This window comes from Methylobacterium sp. WL7 (assembly GCF_008040085.1).
GTDB classification, from domain to species: domain Bacteria; phylum Pseudomonadota; class Alphaproteobacteria; order Rhizobiales; family Beijerinckiaceae; genus Methylobacterium; species Methylobacterium mesophilicum.
The window spans coordinates 1-15,591 of record NZ_VRVG01000013.1 but is presented as its reverse complement, the minus strand read 5'-3'; the positions used below and the strand labels follow the sequence as shown (position 1 = coordinate 15,591).

General features: G+C 69.1%; 19 protein-coding genes. 14 read left to right on the top strand and 5 right to left on the bottom strand.

Annotated elements, in window-relative coordinates; translation table 11 throughout:
* The first annotated feature begins 243 nt into the window (after window positions 1–243).
* From rpmI to FV233_RS05870, 7 genes are all read left to right on the top strand, one after another.
* On the top strand, window positions 244–447 hold the full coding sequence (gene rpmI, locus FV233_RS05900; RefSeq protein WP_007561407.1) for a 50S ribosomal protein L35: 204 nt from the start codon (window positions 244–246) through the stop codon (window positions 445–447).
* A gap of 50 nt (window positions 448–497) precedes the next feature.
* On the top strand, window positions 498–875 hold the full coding sequence (rplT, locus tag FV233_RS05895) for a 50S ribosomal protein L20 (RefSeq protein WP_007561402.1): 378 nt from the start codon (window positions 498–500) through the stop codon (window positions 873–875).
* Window positions 876–1,039: 164 nt separating this feature from the next.
* Window positions 1,040–2,122 (top strand): phenylalanine--tRNA ligase subunit alpha, encoded by a 1,083-nt coding sequence (gene pheS / locus FV233_RS05890; RefSeq protein WP_147854528.1) that lies wholly within the window; start codon window positions 1,040–1,042, stop codon window positions 2,120–2,122.
* A gap of 20 nt (window positions 2,123–2,142) precedes the next feature.
* Window positions 2,143–2,442 carry a hypothetical protein gene (locus FV233_RS05885; RefSeq protein ID WP_147854527.1) on the top strand — a complete coding sequence of 100 codons (300 nt, stop codon included), beginning with the start codon at window positions 2,143–2,145 and terminating at the stop codon, window positions 2,440–2,442.
* Window positions 2,442–2,924, top strand: a complete 483-nt coding sequence (locus tag FV233_RS05880) for a hypothetical protein (protein ID WP_147854526.1) — start codon at window positions 2,442–2,444, stop codon at window positions 2,922–2,924. Before FV233_RS05885 ends, FV233_RS05880 begins: the two co-directional genes overlap by 1 nt.
* Window positions 2,925–2,942: 18 nt before the next feature.
* Window positions 2,943–5,363, top strand: coding sequence for a phenylalanine--tRNA ligase subunit beta (gene pheT, locus FV233_RS05875; protein ID WP_147896903.1), 2,421 nt, complete (start codon window positions 2,943–2,945; stop codon window positions 5,361–5,363).
* A 10-nt stretch (window positions 5,364–5,373) separates the two neighbouring features.
* Window positions 5,374–6,255 carry a DUF1186 domain-containing protein gene (locus tag FV233_RS05870; RefSeq protein WP_147856949.1) on the top strand — a complete coding sequence of 294 codons (882 nt, stop codon included), beginning with the start codon at window positions 5,374–5,376 and terminating at the stop codon, window positions 6,253–6,255.
* On the opposite strand, the gene moeB is transcribed toward FV233_RS05870, so the two are convergent.
* The 3 genes from moeB to FV233_RS05855 form a co-directional block, all read right to left on the bottom strand.
* Window positions 6,244–7,029 (bottom strand): molybdopterin-synthase adenylyltransferase MoeB, encoded by a 786-nt coding sequence (gene moeB, locus FV233_RS05865; RefSeq protein WP_147856950.1) that lies wholly within the window; start codon window positions 7,027–7,029, stop codon window positions 6,244–6,246. The genes FV233_RS05870 and moeB overlap by 12 nt on opposite strands.
* Before the next feature lie 98 nt (window positions 7,030–7,127).
* On the bottom strand, window positions 7,128–7,649 hold the full coding sequence (gene infC / locus FV233_RS05860; RefSeq protein ID WP_007561393.1) for a translation initiation factor IF-3: 522 nt from the start codon (window positions 7,647–7,649) through the stop codon (window positions 7,128–7,130).
* Window positions 7,650–7,877: 228 nt separating this feature from the next.
* A complete protein-coding gene (locus tag FV233_RS05855) occupies window positions 7,878–9,101 on the bottom strand; it encodes a glycosyltransferase family 4 protein (RefSeq protein WP_187278060.1) in 1,224 nt (407 codons plus the stop codon).
* Window positions 9,102–9,271: 170 nt separating this feature from the next.
* Between FV233_RS05855 and FV233_RS05850 the strand changes: the two genes are divergently transcribed.
* Window positions 9,272–10,039: an alpha/beta hydrolase gene (locus FV233_RS05850; RefSeq protein ID WP_147854534.1), complete on the top strand. Its 768-nt coding sequence runs from the start codon at window positions 9,272–9,274 to the stop codon at window positions 10,037–10,039.
* Window positions 10,040–10,059: 20 nt separating this feature from the next.
* Here the strand turns inward: FV233_RS05850 and FV233_RS05845 are convergent, their stop codons facing one another.
* Both FV233_RS05845 and FV233_RS05840 read right to left on the bottom strand, forming a co-directional pair.
* The gene (locus FV233_RS05845) at window positions 10,060–10,344 is read right to left on the bottom strand and encodes a DUF1150 domain-containing protein (protein ID WP_147854535.1); all 285 of its coding nucleotides are present in this window, start codon (window positions 10,342–10,344) and stop codon (window positions 10,060–10,062) included.
* Between the two features lie 148 nt (window positions 10,345–10,492).
* Entirely contained in the window at window positions 10,493–10,921 is a 429-nt protein-coding gene (locus FV233_RS05840) for an Hsp20 family protein (protein ID WP_147854536.1), read from the bottom strand.
* A gap of 424 nt (window positions 10,922–11,345) precedes the next feature.
* Here FV233_RS05840 and FV233_RS05835 point away from each other — a divergent pair, with 424 nt between their 5' ends.
* The 6 genes from FV233_RS05835 (at window position 11,346) to FV233_RS05810 (ending at window position 15,482) form a co-directional block, all read left to right on the top strand.
* Entirely contained in the window at window positions 11,346–11,837 is a 492-nt protein-coding gene (locus tag FV233_RS05835; RefSeq protein WP_147854537.1) for a hypothetical protein, read from the top strand.
* A 63-nt stretch (window positions 11,838–11,900) separates the two neighbouring features.
* Window positions 11,901–12,377, top strand: coding sequence for a Tat pathway signal protein (locus FV233_RS05830; RefSeq protein WP_147854538.1), 477 nt, complete (start codon window positions 11,901–11,903; stop codon window positions 12,375–12,377).
* A gap of 130 nt (window positions 12,378–12,507) precedes the next feature.
* Window positions 12,508–13,203 (top strand): MotA/TolQ/ExbB proton channel family protein, encoded by a 696-nt coding sequence (locus FV233_RS05825; protein ID WP_147896902.1) that lies wholly within the window; start codon window positions 12,508–12,510, stop codon window positions 13,201–13,203.
* A 149-nt stretch (window positions 13,204–13,352) separates the two neighbouring features.
* A complete protein-coding gene (locus FV233_RS05820; protein ID WP_147854540.1) occupies window positions 13,353–13,826 on the top strand; it encodes an ExbD/TolR family protein in 474 nt (157 codons plus the stop codon).
* Between the two features lie 5 nt (window positions 13,827–13,831).
* Complete coding sequence (locus tag FV233_RS05815) at window positions 13,832–14,818, top strand: energy transducer TonB (RefSeq protein WP_147896901.1); 987 nt, start codon at window positions 13,832–13,834, stop codon at window positions 14,816–14,818.
* 304 nt (window positions 14,819–15,122) lie between these two features.
* On the top strand, window positions 15,123–15,482 hold the full coding sequence (locus tag FV233_RS05810; protein ID WP_147854719.1) for a hypothetical protein: 360 nt from the start codon (window positions 15,123–15,125) through the stop codon (window positions 15,480–15,482).
* The last annotated feature ends 109 nt before the right edge of the window (window positions 15,483–15,591 follow it).

Below are 15,591 nucleotides of genomic sequence, written 5' to 3'. Positions count from 1 at the left end.
CGGAAGCTGTCCCCGCATTCCCCGATGCGAGCCTGCTTCCAGGCTGTATGAGCGGAGGGCTGCGATGCCGCCGAAGCCGTTGCCGTGGCTTCGCGTTTCTGTCATAAGCCGCCCCGCGTCGAACCGCCCGGCCGATAGGGCTGCCGTGGCGGCTCGTGCTGCTCCACCAGAAGCATCATCGCGCACACCTCATCCGACCCTCACGGGTCGGCCCGGAGGGATTTTCGCGCAACGGAGAGCCAAATGCCCAAGCTGAAGACCAAATCGGGCGCCAAGAAGCGCTTCAAGATCACCGGCACCGGCAAGGTGATGTACGCCCAGGCCGGCAAGCGCCACGGGATGATCAAGCGGACGACCAAGCAGATCCGCAACCTGCGCGGCACCACGACCCTGTTCGAGGGCGATGCTGCCAACGTGAAGAAGTACTTCCTGCCGAACGCGCGGTAAGCCTTCGTCACCCGTTGCCACTGTCTTTCGTCGAAACCAGGAGATAACCGATGGCCCGCGTCAAACGCGGCGTGACCAGTCACGCGAAGCACAAAAAAGTTCTGAAGGCCGCCAAGGGTTATTACGGCCGGCGCAAGAATACCATCCGCATCGCCAAGCAGGCGGTCGAGAAGGGCATGCAGTATGCCTATCGCGACCGCAAGAATAAGAAGCGCACGTTCCGCGCCCTCTGGATCCAGCGCCTCAACGCGGCGGTCCGGGAGCATGGCCTGACCTATTCGCGCTTCATCAACGGTCTTGCGAAGTCCGGCATCGTCGTCGACCGCAAGGCGCTGTCGGAGTTGGCGATCCACGAGCCGGCGAGCTTCGCCGCCGTGGTCGAGAAGGCCAAGGCCGCCCTCCCCGAGACCACCGCCAAGGCCGCCTGACCTCAGGCCCTCGGCGAGACACAGGAAGGCGCGGCTCTCTCCCGAGAGTCGCGCCTTCTGCGTTCCAGGGGCACGGCCCTGACACGCGCACGCTTGCGCGACGGCGAACAACGCGCGAGAGCACGCCGCAACGGCGGCTCCGACAACCCTGCTCGAAGGCAGCGATGACCGATCTCGATACCCTCGAACGCGACCTCCTGGCTCAAGTGACGGCGGCCTCCGACGAGACGGCCCTCGACGCGGTGCGCGTCGCCGCGCTGGGCAAGAAGGGCAGCGTCTCGGACCTGTTGAAGACGCTGGGCTCGATGACGTCGGACGAGCGCAAGGAGCGCGGGCCCCTGATCAACGGCCTGCGTGACCGGATCCAGGGCGCCGTCACCGCCCGCAAGACCGTTCTGATGGAAGCCGCCCTGGAGGCACGCCTCGCCTCCGAGCGGGTCGACGTGACGCTGCCGTTGCGCGAGGCCCCGGAGGTCCGCGGCCGGATCCATCCGATCACCCAGGTCATCGACGAGATCACGGCGATCTTCGCCGACATGGGCTTCGCCGTCGCGGAAGGCCCCGATATCGAGACCGACGAACTGAACTTCACGGCACTCAACTTCCCGCCCGGCCACCCGGCGCGCGAGATGCACGACACCTTCTTCCTGGCGCCGGACCATGCCGGGAAGCGCAAGGTGCTGCGCACCCACACCTCGCCCGTCCAGATCCGCACGATGCGGTCTCAGACGCCGCCGATCCGGGTGATCATCCCGGGCCGGACCTACCGGCACGATTCCGACCAGACCCACACGCCGATGTTCCACCAGGTCGAGGGCCTGGTGATCGACACGGCGGCCAACATCGCCAACCTGAAGTGGGTGCTGGAGGAGTTCTGCAAGGCGTTCTTCGAGGTCGACGGCGTGAAGATGCGCTTCCGCCCGTCGTTCTTCCCGTTCACCGAGCCGTCGGCCGAGGTCGACATCCAGTGCTCCCGCAAGGGCGGCGAGATCCGCTTCGGCGAGGGCGACGACTGGCTGGAGATCCTAGGCTGCGGGATGGTCCACCCGAACGTCCTGCGCAATTGCGGCCTCGACCCGGACGCCGTGCAGGGCTTCGCCTTCGGGGTCGGCATCGACCGCATCGCCATGCTGAAATACGGCATGCCGGACCTGCGTCCGTTCTTCGACGCGGACGTGCGATGGCTCGACCATTACGGCTTCCGGCCGCTCGACGTGCCGAGCCTGATCGGCGGTCTGACGGGGTAGGGAGAGGTCGGGAGGCGGCGATGATGACTGAGAGCGAGATCCGTACGATCGCCAGCGAGATCCTTGCTCGGACGCTTGGAAGTTCCGGTTACGAGCGGGTCGAGGTGCATCCTGGCTTCGATCACTCCGGCGAGCCGTCCTTGTTCCTGAAAGCGGTCTTCAAACCCGGTTCCGGCGTTACTGACGGAGGGCGATTAAATGGGGCCAACGCCGATTTGCGGATGCAACTCTTGGAGCGGGGCGAAGATCGATTCCCCTATCTGAATGTCGAATATCCCGATGATGAGGTGTTAACGGATGACGAGTGTGGGAATCCGTAATGCCACGGCTCGGCAATCCCATCGTCTACGACCTTCTCGAAGTGGCCGAAACGCTAGCCCACCAGAGCGGTCGGATGAACTTGCGCAAGGCGTCGATGCGACGTGCGGTGAGCACGGCCTATTACGCCGTCTTCCACGGTTTTTGTTTCGTTTGCGCGAGTGTGATCGTCGGCTGGAGCCGAACCGGCGAATTGGAGCCCATCTACCGCATGCTCGATCATGGCCAAGCGAGGAAGCGTCTCACCTCCGCTGAGGCAGCCGAGATCGGACCTGTCGTGGCCAGGATCGGTGCGACCTTCGCGTTTCTCCAGGAGCGGCGTCACCTCGCCGATTACAGCCCTCCGGCCCTGCTCGTGAACAAGAATGAAACACTCGCGATCGTGGCTCGCGCCGGAGAGGCCGTGGAGGCTCTTGAGTCCCTGGGCGACGATCAACGCCGCAAGCTGGCCATCCTCCTCATAACGAAAGCCCGGCTCTCTTGAGCCGAGAGGTTACGATCGATGAAATTCACCCTCTCCTGGCTCAAGGAACACCTCGACACCGAGGCGTCCCTCGACACCATCGCCGAGACGCTGACGCGCATCGGTCTCGAGGTCGAGGGCGTCGAGGACAAGGCGGCCGCGCTCAAGCCCTACGTCGTCGCCCGGATCCTGACGGCCGAGCAGCATCCGAACGCCGACCGACTCCGGGTCTGCACCGTCGAGACCGGGGCCGGCGCGCCGATCCAGGTGGTCTGCGGTGCGCCGAACGCACGCGCGGGTCTCGTCTCGGTGTTCGCGCCGCCCGGCACCTACGTGCCCGGGAAGGCGATCACCCTCTCGGTCGGCACGATCCGCGGCGTCGAGAGCCACGGCATGTTGTGCTCGGGGGCGGAACTCGGACTCGGGGATGACCATGACGGCATCCTCGAACTCCCGGCCGATGCGCCGGTCGGCCAGGGCTACGCCCTCTATGCCGGGCTCGACGATGCGGTCATCGAGATCAACCTGACGCCGAACCGTCCGGACTGCACCTCGGTGCACGGCATCGCCCGCGACCTCGCGGCGACCGGGATCGGCACCCTCAAGCACGAGGCTGCGCCGGGTGTGCGCGGCGAAGGCCCCTGCCCGGTCGAGGTCGACCTGTCCTTCGCACCCGAGGATCGCCGGCTCTGCCCGCTCTTCGCTCTGCGGCTCGTGCGGGGCGTGAAGAACGGTCCGTCGCCGGCCTGGATGCAGGCCCGGCTGCGGGCGATCGGTCTTCGGCCGATCAACGCGCTCGTGGACATCACCAACTACGTCACCTTCGATCGCGGCCGGCCGCTGCACGTGTTCGACGCCGCCAAGGTCTCGGGTCATCTGACGGTGCGGCGCGCCCAGGAGGGCGAGAGCCTGCTGGCGCTCGACGGGCGGACCTACCCGCTCACCGACGACGCCGTGGTGATCGCCGACCAAGCCGGCGTCGAATCGATCGCCGGCATCATGGGCGGCCAGGCCTCCGGCTGCGACGAGACCACCACGGACGTGCTGATCGAATCGGCCCTGTGGGATCCGGCCAACATCGCCCAGTCCGGGCGCCGGCTCGGCATCATCACCGATGCGCGCTACCGGTTCGAGCGCGGCGTCGACCCGGCCTTCACAATCCCCGGCCTCGACCTTGCCACGCGCCTCGTGGTCGATCTGTGCGGGGGCACGCCCTCCCAGGCGACGATCGCCGGCGAGCCGCCGGAGGCGGAGCGGATCATCGATTTCCCTTGGACCGAGGTGCGGCGCCTGGCCGGCATCGAGCTGCCGCGAATCGAGATTAAGCTGATCCTGGAGACGCTGGGTTTCCACATCTCCGGCACCGGTGACCGGGTGAAGGTCCTGACGCCGTCCTGGCGGCCCGATGTCGAGGGCAAGGCAGACCTGGTCGAGGAGGTCATCCGCATCGCCGGCCTGGACCGGATCGAGCCGAAGCCGCTGCCGCGACTTGCCGGGATCGGCCGGCCGCTGCTCACGGTCATGCAGAAGCGCACCCGGACGGCCAAGCGGGCCCTGGCGAGCCGCGGACTGATGGAAGCGGTGACCTGGTCCTTCGTCCCGCATTCCGATGCCGAGCTGTTCGGCGGTGGCGGCGCCGACCTCGTGCTCGCCAACCCGATCGCGTCCGAACTGTCGGACATGCGCCCGAGCCTCGTGCCGGGCCTGCTGCGGGCGGCGCAGCGCAACGCCGACCGCGGCTACCCGGACGCGGCCCTGTTCGAGGTCGGCCAGTGCTTCGCCTCGGACGAGCCGGAAGGGCAGAGCATCCGCGCCGCCGCCGTGCGCCGCGGCAGTGCCACCCTGACGGGCGCCGGGCGCCATTGGGACGGCGCGGCCAAGACCGTCGACGTGTTCGACGCCAAGGCCGACGCGCTGGCCCTGCTCGGCGCCCTCGGCGTGCCGACGGGGGGCCTGCAGGTGGCTGCGGGCGGCCCGGCCTGGCTCCATCCGGGCCGCTCGGGCACGCTGCGCTTCGGGCCGAAATCGGAGATCGGCTGGTTCGGCGAGGTCCATCCGCGGACCCTGCAGGCGCTGGACCTCAAGGGCAGCCTGGTGGCGTTCGAGATCGTGCTCGACGCCCTGCCGCTGCCCAAGCACAAGCCGACCAAGGCCAAGCCCGCTCTGGCCCTGTCCGAGTTCCAGCCGCTGTCCCGCGACTTCGCCTTCGTGGTCGGCCGCGACGTCCCGGCCGGCGACATCGTCAAGGCGGCCCAGGGGGCGGAGCGCAAGCTGGTCACCGGCGTCGAGGTGTTCGACCTCTACGAGGGGGCCGGCGTGCCCGACGGGTCCAAGTCGGTGGCCATCGCGGTCCGCCTGCAGCCGGTGGAGCGAACCCTGACCGATGCCGAGATCGAGGCGGTGAGCGCCAAGATCGTCACCGAAGTCTCGCGCCGGACCGGCGCGACCCTTCGGTCCTGAGGAGAGCGGCATGAACCGGATCGCAGCGCTCATCGAGGACTTGGCAGCGTCCGAGCACCGGCCGACCAAGGCGCTGCGGGAGGCGCTCGAACATCCGGCCGAGATCGCCGAGGCGACGCTGCCGCTGCTGGAGGCCGCGGCCAACGGTGACGAGCTCACCCCGGAGCAGGAGAACCTCCTGTTCTGGGGCCTGCACGTCCTGGCGCATGCCCGGGACACGCGCGCCCTCGCGCCGCTCCTCAAGCTCCTCCGGCAGGACGAGGACACGCTCGACGCGATCCTGGGCGACGCCGTGACGGCGACGCTGTCCAAGGTCGTGGCGAGCCTGTTCGACGGGGATCACCAGCCCCTGTTCCGGCTGATCCTCGACAGCACGGTCGATGACCTCACCCGCATGGCGCTGCTGTCGGCCTGCACCTTCCTGACCCTCGAGGGCCGGATCGACCGCGACGCGATGCACGCGCTGCTGGTCCGGTTCGACGACGCGCAGGCGGCCGTCGAGGAGGGACCGGCCTGGGTCGGCTGGGAGGAGGCGATCGCACATCTGGGCTTTCGCGATCTCGCCCCGCGTGCCGCGGCGGCCCGGGCGGACGGGCGGATCACCGACGAGATCAGCGACGCCGCCTGGTTCAAGGAGGCGCTGCGCAAGGCCGAGACCAAGCCGGAGGACCGGGATCGTCTCGGGCCCTACCAGTACGGCTATCTCGACGATCCGGTCGAAGCGCTCGACTGGACCGCGGAGGGCGCCGGCGAGCCGCAGCGCAATCCGTTGAAGGATGTCGGGCGCAACGATCCGTGTCCCTGCGGCTCGGGCAAGAAGTTCAAGAAGTGCTGCCTCGGCAAGACGGAGACTGACGGCCCGTGGATGCCGCCGGGCGCTCTACTGGGCTGAGGCCGCGGTGCCGCTGAGCGGATTGTCCGGGTCCCAGCCGTAGCGCAGCGTCTCGAATCGCATCGAGCGAGCGTCCACCATGAGCAGGCGCCCGACCAGCAGCTCGCCGAATTGGGCCACGGCACGGATCACCTCCATGGCCATCAGCGAGCCCATCACGCCGGCCAGCGCCCCGAGCACGCCGGCCTCCGCGCAGGCCGGCACGCTGCCGGGCGGCGGCGGGTTGGGGAACAGGCAGCGATAGGTCGGATTCGGCTTGCCGTCCGGGCCGGTCTCGTGCGCGCGGATCGTGGTGAGCGTGCCGTCGAACCGGCCGAGCGCAGCGGTCACCAGCGGTCGCCCGGCGTGGAAGCAGGCATCCGAGACGGCGTAGCGGGTGGCGAAGTTGTCGGAGCCGTCGGCGACGAGGTCGTAGCCCGCGATCAGGTCGACGGCATTGTCCGGCGCGATGCGGAACGGGTGCTGGATCACCGCCACGTGCGGGTTGAGGCGTTCGACCGCGTCGGCCGCGCTCTCGACCTTCGGCCGGCCGAGATCCGGCGTGCCGTGAATCACCTGGCGCTGCAGGTTCGACAGCGAGACGGTGTCGTCGTCGACGATGCCGATCGTGCCGATGCCGGCGGCCGCGAGATACTGGATCAGCGGCGCGCCGAGCCCCCCTGCCCCGATCACCAGCACCCGGGCCGCCTTGAGGCGTGCCTGCCCGGGGCCGCCGACCTCGGCCAGGACCAGGTGACGGGCGTAGCGTTCGATCTCTTCGGGAGCCAGGGCCATGGCCCCGAGATAGTCGCCTCCGCGGCTTTGCGGAAGCGCTACAAATGCGAACGCCGCCCCGGGTCAGGAGGCGGCGTAAATCGCTGTGGCCGAGCGGATCAGCGCGGCGCGAGGATCATGATCATCTGGCGGCCTTCGAGCATCGGCTCGCTCTCCACCTTGGCGATCTCGGCCGTCTCGTTCTTCACGCGCTCCAGGAGGCGCAGGCCGATATCCTGGTGAGCCATCTCACGACCACGGAAGCGCAGGGTCACCTTGACCTTGTCGCCCTCCTCGAAGAAGCGGTGAACCGACTTCATCTTGGTGTCGTAATCGTGCTTGTCGATGCCGGGGCGGAGCTTGATCTCCTTGACCTCGACGGTCTTCTGCCGCTTGCGCGCCTCGTTTTGCTTCTTCTGCTCGTTGAAGCGGAAGCGCCCGTAATCGAGCAGCTTGCAGACGGGCGGCACCGAGTTCGGCGCGATCTCCACGAGATCGAGGCCGGCTTCCTCAGCGAGAGTCAGCGCGTCGAAGAAGGGGACGACGCCGCGGTTCTGCCCGGTATCGTCGATCAGCTGCACTTCCCGCACCCCGCGAATGTCGCGGTTGGCGCGCGGCCCGTCCTTCTGCGGGGCCGGCATGGCTCTCATCGGTCTACGAATGGCTTCGGTCTCCTGCTGCAACGACGAAACGGCGGACCTGGCGACCCGTTCCTCGGATCCCCTGACCGCCAGCCGTTCCGGTCTCTCCCGGACCTACTACGTTGGAGGAAGCTCCACGAGAGTCAACGGGTCGCCGACGCGGTCGGCGAAATAATCGGCACCCCGGGGTCGTCTGGCCGGCCCACCGTGCCCGGAGGCCACGGCTTGTCAGGTGTGCCGCCCGAGCAACTGGGCGTAGACCGCCAAGGTGTCGCTGGCCATGCGCTCAAGGGAGAAATTCGCCTCCACATGGGCCCGTCCGCGCCGGACCAGGGCATCGCGGGCGCTGGCACCGAGAGACAATGCTTCGGTGAGGGCTGCGGCGAGCGCGCCGGCATCGCCTGGCGGCACGCGCCAGCCCGTCCGCTGGCCGGACGCGACGTCCGGCGGCGCCAGCACCGTCTCGGGCACCGCGCCGAGATCGGAGACCACCACGGGCGTGCCCAGCGCCTGGGCTTCCACGGCCGAGCGGCCGAACGCCTCCGGCTCCACGGACGGGACGGCCACCACGGACGCTGCGCGGAAAGCCGCGGGCATGTCGGTGCAGTGGCCGACCCGACGCACGATGCCGCCCAGGCCCCGGGCGGCGATCAGCGCATCGAGCTCGCGCTCGTAGGACGTCCGACCCTGCGGATCGCCGGCGAGCACAACCGCGAGGTCCGACACGCCCCGATCCCGCATCTGCGCGGCGGCGTCGATCAGCACCCGATGACCCTTCCAGGCGGTCAGGCGGGCCGCGAGCAGGATCACCCGCTCGTGGGGCGCCACGTTCCAGGCCCGGCGCAGGGCCTCGACCCGTCCGGCGCCCACCGCCACCGGATTGAACACCGCGAGATCCGTGCCCCGGTGGATGACCCGGACGCGGTCGCCGGCCTGCTCGGCGTGCAGCCGGTGGATCAGGTCGGCGGTGTAGCGCGAGTTGGCGATCACCACGTCGCCCCGGGCCATCACGGAATTGTACAGCACCTTCACGCCGGTCCGGCCGGAATAGCTGCCGTGATAGGTCGTGACGAACGGCAGGCCGAGCCGGCGTGCGGCCCCGAGCGCGACCCAGGCCGGCGCCCGGGAGCGGGCGTGGACGATCTGCACGCCCTCGCGCCGACACAGGGCCATCAGCCGCACGACGTTGATCGCCATGCTGGCCGGATTCTTCGACGCGGCCGGGAAACGGAGCCAATGCCCGCCCTTCGCCTGAAGCTCGCCGATGAGGCGGCCGCCCTCGGTGGCGACCAGGGCCCGGGCGCCCACCGCGGCCAAGGCGCCGGCCACGTCGACGGTCGTCCGCTCGGCGCCACCGGCATCGAGTTCCGGGATGATCTGCAGGACGCGGGCGCCCGCAAGGACATCGATTTCGGCGGGGAAGCCCGTGAGGCCGCGCGTCACATCACCCATCCGCGCTCGTTCGGCGTGGAGACGCAAGCCTCCCGCCGGCATCTGCAACATGCTGGTACCCATTGCTCCAGCATCGCGGTCGCGCTTTACGGTCTGGTAAACGCAGGCTGAAGCCGATCCGGTCAGGGATGGACTTCTTCAGGATCGAGATAGGCCTACCGGAGAGATCGATGACCGATACAGGGCCGAACTTCATCAGCGTCGGCGAAGGTAAGGCCGCACGCAAGATCGCCGTGCGGGTTCGAGAGGGCGCGAGGCCGCCGGTGGTCTGGCTCGGGGGGTTCCGCTCCGACATGACCGCCACCAAAGCCGCGGCCCTGGACGCGTGGGCCGCGGAGGAAAAGCGCGCCTTGGTGCGGTTCGACTATGCCGGCCACGGCGCCTCCGGCGGCACCTTCGCCGACTGCACCATCTCGTCCTGGCTGGAGGACGCTCAGGCGGTCCTGTCGGCCTTCGTGCCCGAGCCGCCGATCCTGGTCGGTTCGTCGATGGGCGGCTGGATCGCGTGCCTCGCCGCCCGCGACCGCGCCGCGCTCGGCCAGACGACGGCGGCGCTGGTGCTGGTCGCTCCGGCCCTGGACTTCACTGAAGACCTGATCTGGTCCAACCTCGACGAACCGGCCCGCGCGATGATGAAGCGAGAGGGTATGCTCCGCCGGCCGAGCGACTACGCGCCGGAGCCCGATCCGATCACCCTGGCGCTGATCGAGGATGGTCGCGGCAACAGGCTGCTCGAGCGCCCCTTCGACCCCGCCTGTCCCGTCCACATCCTGCAGGGGATGCGCGACCCGGACGTGCCGTATCAGCACGCCCTGAAGACGGTGAGCCGCCTTCCCGCCGAGGGCACCGTGCTCACGCTGATCGCGGACGGAGACCACCGCCTGTCACGGCCGCAGGACATTGCGCGGCTCGTGGCGGCGGTGGCGGAGATCGCCTGACTAGCACGGCCTGCCCGGCGTCAGTGCAGGCTGACGGCGTGGAGGTCCTGGGCGACGGCATTGGCCAGAACCACATCCCGCGAATCGGCCAGCATGATCGGCTCGCCGCTCGCCGAGAGCAGGGCGAACAGGTCGAGACCGGGCATCAGTTCCGGGGCCTGCGGGAACAGGCGACGCACCTCGTCGGAGCGGATCGGGCGGACGTAGGCGATATGGCCCTCGCCGAGCGCCGCGAGATCCGCCGGGTTGAACTCGGTCGGGTCGAGATCGGCGGGGGTGAGGGGCGATGCGTTCAAGTTCGTCATGTCTAGCCCTCCTGGGGTGGCAGAGCGTCTACCTCCGGTCCCGGAGGCACCGGTGGTTCCATCCTGATGTGGGGTGTTCCGGCGTCCAATCAATCGATTGCAGGCATCGCTGGGCTGCGTTCACGCCGCACCCTGGATCGCCGACCCGCTAGCCGCGCGCACCGATATCGATCTTGCGCACGATCCGGTCGGGTTCCGGGCGGACGAGATCGATGGAGAGCAGGCCGTTGGCCAGATCCGCCCCCAGGACCACCATGCCGTCGGCCAGCAGGAACGTCCGCTGGAACTGGCGCGCCGCGATGCCACGGTGCAGGAAGTGCCGCTCACGCTCGTCCACCTGTCGGCCGCGGACGACCAGCTGATTCTCCTCCAGCGTCACGTCGAGTTGGTCCTGGGTGAAGCCGGCCACCGCGAGCGTGATGCGCAAGCGTTCAGGCTCGCGCTCCGTGCGGGGCAGCCGTTCGATATTATAGGGGGGATACCCGTCGTTGGCGCCCTTGGCGACCCGGTCGAGCGCCTGCTCGATCTCGTCGAAGCCGAGCAGGAACGGGTGCCCGAAGGGCGAGGGTCGAGTCATTGCGGCCGCCATCCTCACAGCGAGGCCTCCGACCCCAAGGCTAGCCGCAGCCCGCGGATCTCCGAGCACCTCGACGCTATGGAGCCCGTCCAGGACAGCGCTCCGCCGGGCGGAACGCCGCCGGTGAGTGGGATATGGCCGAGGGAGGCAACCCCATCAAGGGAACGGTTTAATTCTCATACCCGCCCCAGCAGTGCACCGCGAAAAAGCGAACGAACCAGGATAATTCGGCATATTCAAACGGGATATTTTAGCAAGTCCACGAGCAGCCACGCTTCCGACTAACAGTTTGGAACTGCTCTGATTTTCGCGTCGGGCCTTGATCCAGGAAGCGCCCATGTCTACTGCCGCGACTGGTGATCGTCCGGGTCGGACGGACGCTCGCCGGAAGTTCCCGAACCCGACGGGATGCAGTGGAGTCCCGATGAGCGCGCCTTCGACACCGGCAAGTCATGCGGCGATGCAGCGTGTCGCCGACGTGTGCGGCGACGAGGCCGATATCCTGGCGCTGTCGGTGGCTCGGTTCGTCGCGGCCGGGTACATGACCAGCGACATCGCCTGCTGGAATGCCGCCTTCGACGGCGCGGAACAACTCCTCGGCGCGGCTGAGGGCTGCCGTTTCGTCGCGAGCGTGGTCGCGATCGTGCGCGCGCTGAGGGCGGAGCGCGAGGACGACTGGTCCTTCATGCCGGCGAGCTGCTGCCGGGTCACCGGCCACGAATGCGCCCTGGTCGCCCTGATCGGTCGTGGCCGACGTCGGCTCTGGGCCGACCTCGAAGAGGCGGCTGCCGAAATCACCGGGCGGGAAGCGGCGCCCCGTCTGGTCGAGGCGGTCCGTGCCGCTGTGGCGACCCTCGACGCGGCGGCGGAGCGCCTGGCGCCGGCAGCCTGCCCGCGGCGGGTCGTGCTTCACTGAGTCGGCCGCTTCGACGGCCTGGTCCGGCTGCGGCCGACCCTGAGGAAAGAGGAAATCAGTCTGGTGCTTGCCCTGAGCGTCCCACTGTACCGCCGACGGATCGGTCGGATCGCCCTCGATACGGCCGCGTGCTTCGCACTCTCGGCGCTCCTGGTCGCGTCGGCGCTGGCGCAGGACGCCGGCGCCGACAAGACGCCGCTGAAGCTGCAGCTCAACAAGGTCGAGACCGCGGGCGAGGCGTGCCGGGTGACCATGGTGGTCGACAATTCCAAGGGCGCCGGCCTCAAATCCTACAAGGTCGACCTGTTCGCGTTCGATCCCGAGGGGGTGGCCCAGAAGCGCGTCGCGGTGGAACTCGGCCCCCTTCCGGCCCGCAAGACCATCGTGAAGATCTTCGACTTCCCCGGCATCGCCTGCGGCAAGGTCGGACGGGTGCTTCTGAACGACGTCCTGGCCTGCGATGGCGGCGATGCCGCCCGCGAGGCTTGCCTGGAGCGGACCGAGACCGAGAGCAAGGCCGGCCTCGCCTTCGACCGCTGATGCAGGCGCCATAAGGGTCGGTTCGACCAAACCGTCCGGCGGTGCGCCGCCGGACGGCCAGCGGCTTTCGCCGCCCCCCGATGCGATGGCGGCCTCAGGCCGCGTGACACCACGATCCCAGGAGCCCCTGATGGACCCGACACAAGCCCCGACCGAGGTCGCCCACGACTTCTCGTTCCTCGGCCTGTTCCTGCAGGCCGACCCGATCGTGAAGGGCGTGATGATCCTGCTGGTCATCGCCTCGATCGCGTGCTGGACGGTGGTGTTCGAGAAGATCATCCGGCTCTCCGCGGCACGGCGTCAGGCGAAGGCGTTCGAGAAACTGGTGCGGTCCGGTGGCAGCCTCGACGGCAATCACAAGGGCCTGACCGGCCACGTCGTGAAGGCCGGCATCGAGGCGTGGCGCGACCAGGACCCGACCGAGACCCGGGCCGAACGGCGCGAGCGGATCGAGCGGGCCATGCGCGGCGCGCTCGGCCTCGAAGTGAAGCGCCTGCGCACCGGCCTGTCGCTGCTGGCGACTTCGGGCTCCACGGCCCCGTTCGTCGGCCTGTTCGGCACGGTCTGGGGCATCATGAACTCCTTCTCGTCGATCGCGCGGAGCCAGGACACCTCGCTCGCCGTCGTCGCCCCGGGCATCGCCGAGGCGCTGTTCGCCACCGCCATCGGCCTGGTCGTCGCGATCCCGGCCGTGATGGCCTACAACAAGCTCGCCGGCGACATCGGCGGCATCCAAAGCTCCTTCACGTCCTACATTTCGCTGCTGGGCGATCGCCTCGCCCGCGAGCGGACGGGGGCCGGGCAGCACCGCGCGGCCGCCGAGTAGGTCTCCCTCGGCGCAGGGGCCCGTCGCGAGCGGGCCCGGCGCTCCGTCCCTGATCCGAGGCGCCCAGCCGGTCGGCCGCGTGCCGCGGCCAAGGATGCCTCGAACCCCGGCTCGATTCGGGCCGAACCCCTTCATTCGGAGACGCCGCCATGGCGATGGCATCGCCCCGCGCAAGCGACGATGACGACAACGACGACATGCCGATGTCCGAGATCAACGTCACCCCCATGGTCGACGTGATGCTCGTCCTGCTGATCATCTTCATGGTCGCGGCGCCGCTGATGACCACCGGCGTGCCGGTGCAGCTGCCCAAGACTGCGGCCGCCAAGGTGGCGCAGTCGAAGAAGCCCCAGGAGGTCACGGTCGACAAGGACGGCAACCCGTCGATCGCCAAGGAGGTGTTCACCATGGACAGCCTCGTTCCGCGCCTGCGCGAGATGGCGGCCTCCGACAAGGACCAGGTGATCCTGGTGCGGGGCGACCGGGACGTCCCCTACGGCAAGATCATGCAGGTGATGGGCCTCGTCGGGCAGGCGGGCTTCACCAAGGTGTCGCTGATCGCGCAGTCGCCGGGCGGCCCAGCCCCGGCGGCACCGGCCGCCCCCGCAGAGACCGCGCGCTGACATCCATGAGCACGCTGACTTCGACGGATCTGTCGTCAGGGCCCGGCGAGGGGCGCCCGAACGGGCTGCTCGCCGCCTTCCTGGTCGCGTTCGCGCTGCACGCGCTCGTGCTCGTGGCGGTGATGTTCTATCGGCTGACGCCGCCGGCCCCGCCCGGCGAGCAGCAGATCTCGATCGATCTGGCGCCGGTGATGACTGAGTCCTCGACCGAGGCTCCGGCGGAACAGCAGATGAGCCAGGCGGCGCCTCCGGAGGCGAAGCCGGTGGAATTGCCGCCCGACGAGGCCGTGCAGCCGCCACCGCCCGAGATGACAGAGGTCAAGCCGGACGAGACCGAGGCCGTCACCGAGCCGCCGCAGGAGGCCGTTCCGGTGGAGGCGCAGAGCGAGGTCATCACCTCGACGGCCGAATCCGCCGAGCCGCTGGCGCCGCCGCCGACCGAGGTCGCCAAGACCGAGGAGCCGCCGAAGCCGACGCCGGATCCGGCCAAGATCAAGGCCGAGCGCGAGGCGAAGCTGCGCAAGATCCGCGAAGAGAAGCTGCGCGAGCAGAAGCGCGAGGAGCGTCTCGAGGAGATCCGCGAAGCAAAGCAGAAGGCAGCCCGCGAAGCGAAGGCGAAGCAAGCCAAGGCCCAGCAGGGGGCCGAGGCGCGCAACTCGGCGTCGGCATCGCGCCAGAACGCCGCCGGCCGGGCCGCCGCGGGCAGCGATCCGAGTGCGCTGCGTCAGTGGACCGGAGCGATCAGCGCGGCGATCCACGGCCGGATGAATCCGGGCGCCGCAGCCGGCACCGCCGGAGGTACCGCCATGGTCCGGTTCACCGTGATGCGGTCTGGCGCGGTGTCGGGGGCGGGCCTCGCCCGGTCCAGCGGCGTGGGTCAGATCGACAGCGCCGCGCTGGCGGCGGTGCGGGGCGGCTTGCCGCCGGCGCCCCCCGGCGTGACGCAACCGAGCCTTTCGGTGACGATCCCGCTCAACTATCGCGTGCGCTGAGAGCGAATAGACGACACGCGGCGAGGCAGAGGCGTCGGTTTCGATTGAACAGGCGCCTCACGATCCGGGACGAATACGTTCCACTGTCCAGCACGATCAACAGGCCGGATTCGCCATCCGGCGCGGGAGCGTGCTAAAGCCTTTGCGATCACGGCCTCGAACAGTCGTCTCAGGACGGCGCGGCGGGGCGGATCATCCGGCCTTGCCCCTCCACCCCTCGAACAGGCCGGACCCGCTCCAGAAGACCGTTCCCGCGCGCGACGCGCAGGACGCGGTTCCGCTGGACCGGGGCGAAAGGCACAGGATGAGCGACGAGACTGAGACCGACCTCGAAGAGGCCGAGGACATCCGCGACGCGGAGGCGGAAGCCAAGACCCGGGCCGACAACCGTGCCGAGCGGGCGGAGCGGGCCGAGCGCATGGCCCGCGAGGGCGCGCAGGCGATGGCCGAGCACCACGCGTCGATCAAGGCGATCGACGAGCGGACGCTGAAGCTGCGTTCCCTGCGTCTCGCCAAGGAAGCGGCCGAGGCCGAGGTCAAGGCCGCCGAGGTGCAAGCCAAGGTTGCCGAGAAGGAAGCCAAGGCCGCCGCCAAGATCGCGAGCAAGACTGCAAAAGGTGCCGCCAAGAAGGCCGCGCCGAAGAAAGCCGTCGCGAAGGACTGAGGGCCGATGGCCGACGATCGCAACCGCCGCCGCTTCACCGATCCGCGCGCGGCCGCCGAGGCGGCTTTCAAAGCCGCCACGACCGCCAAACCCGCCGCTGCCCCTCCAC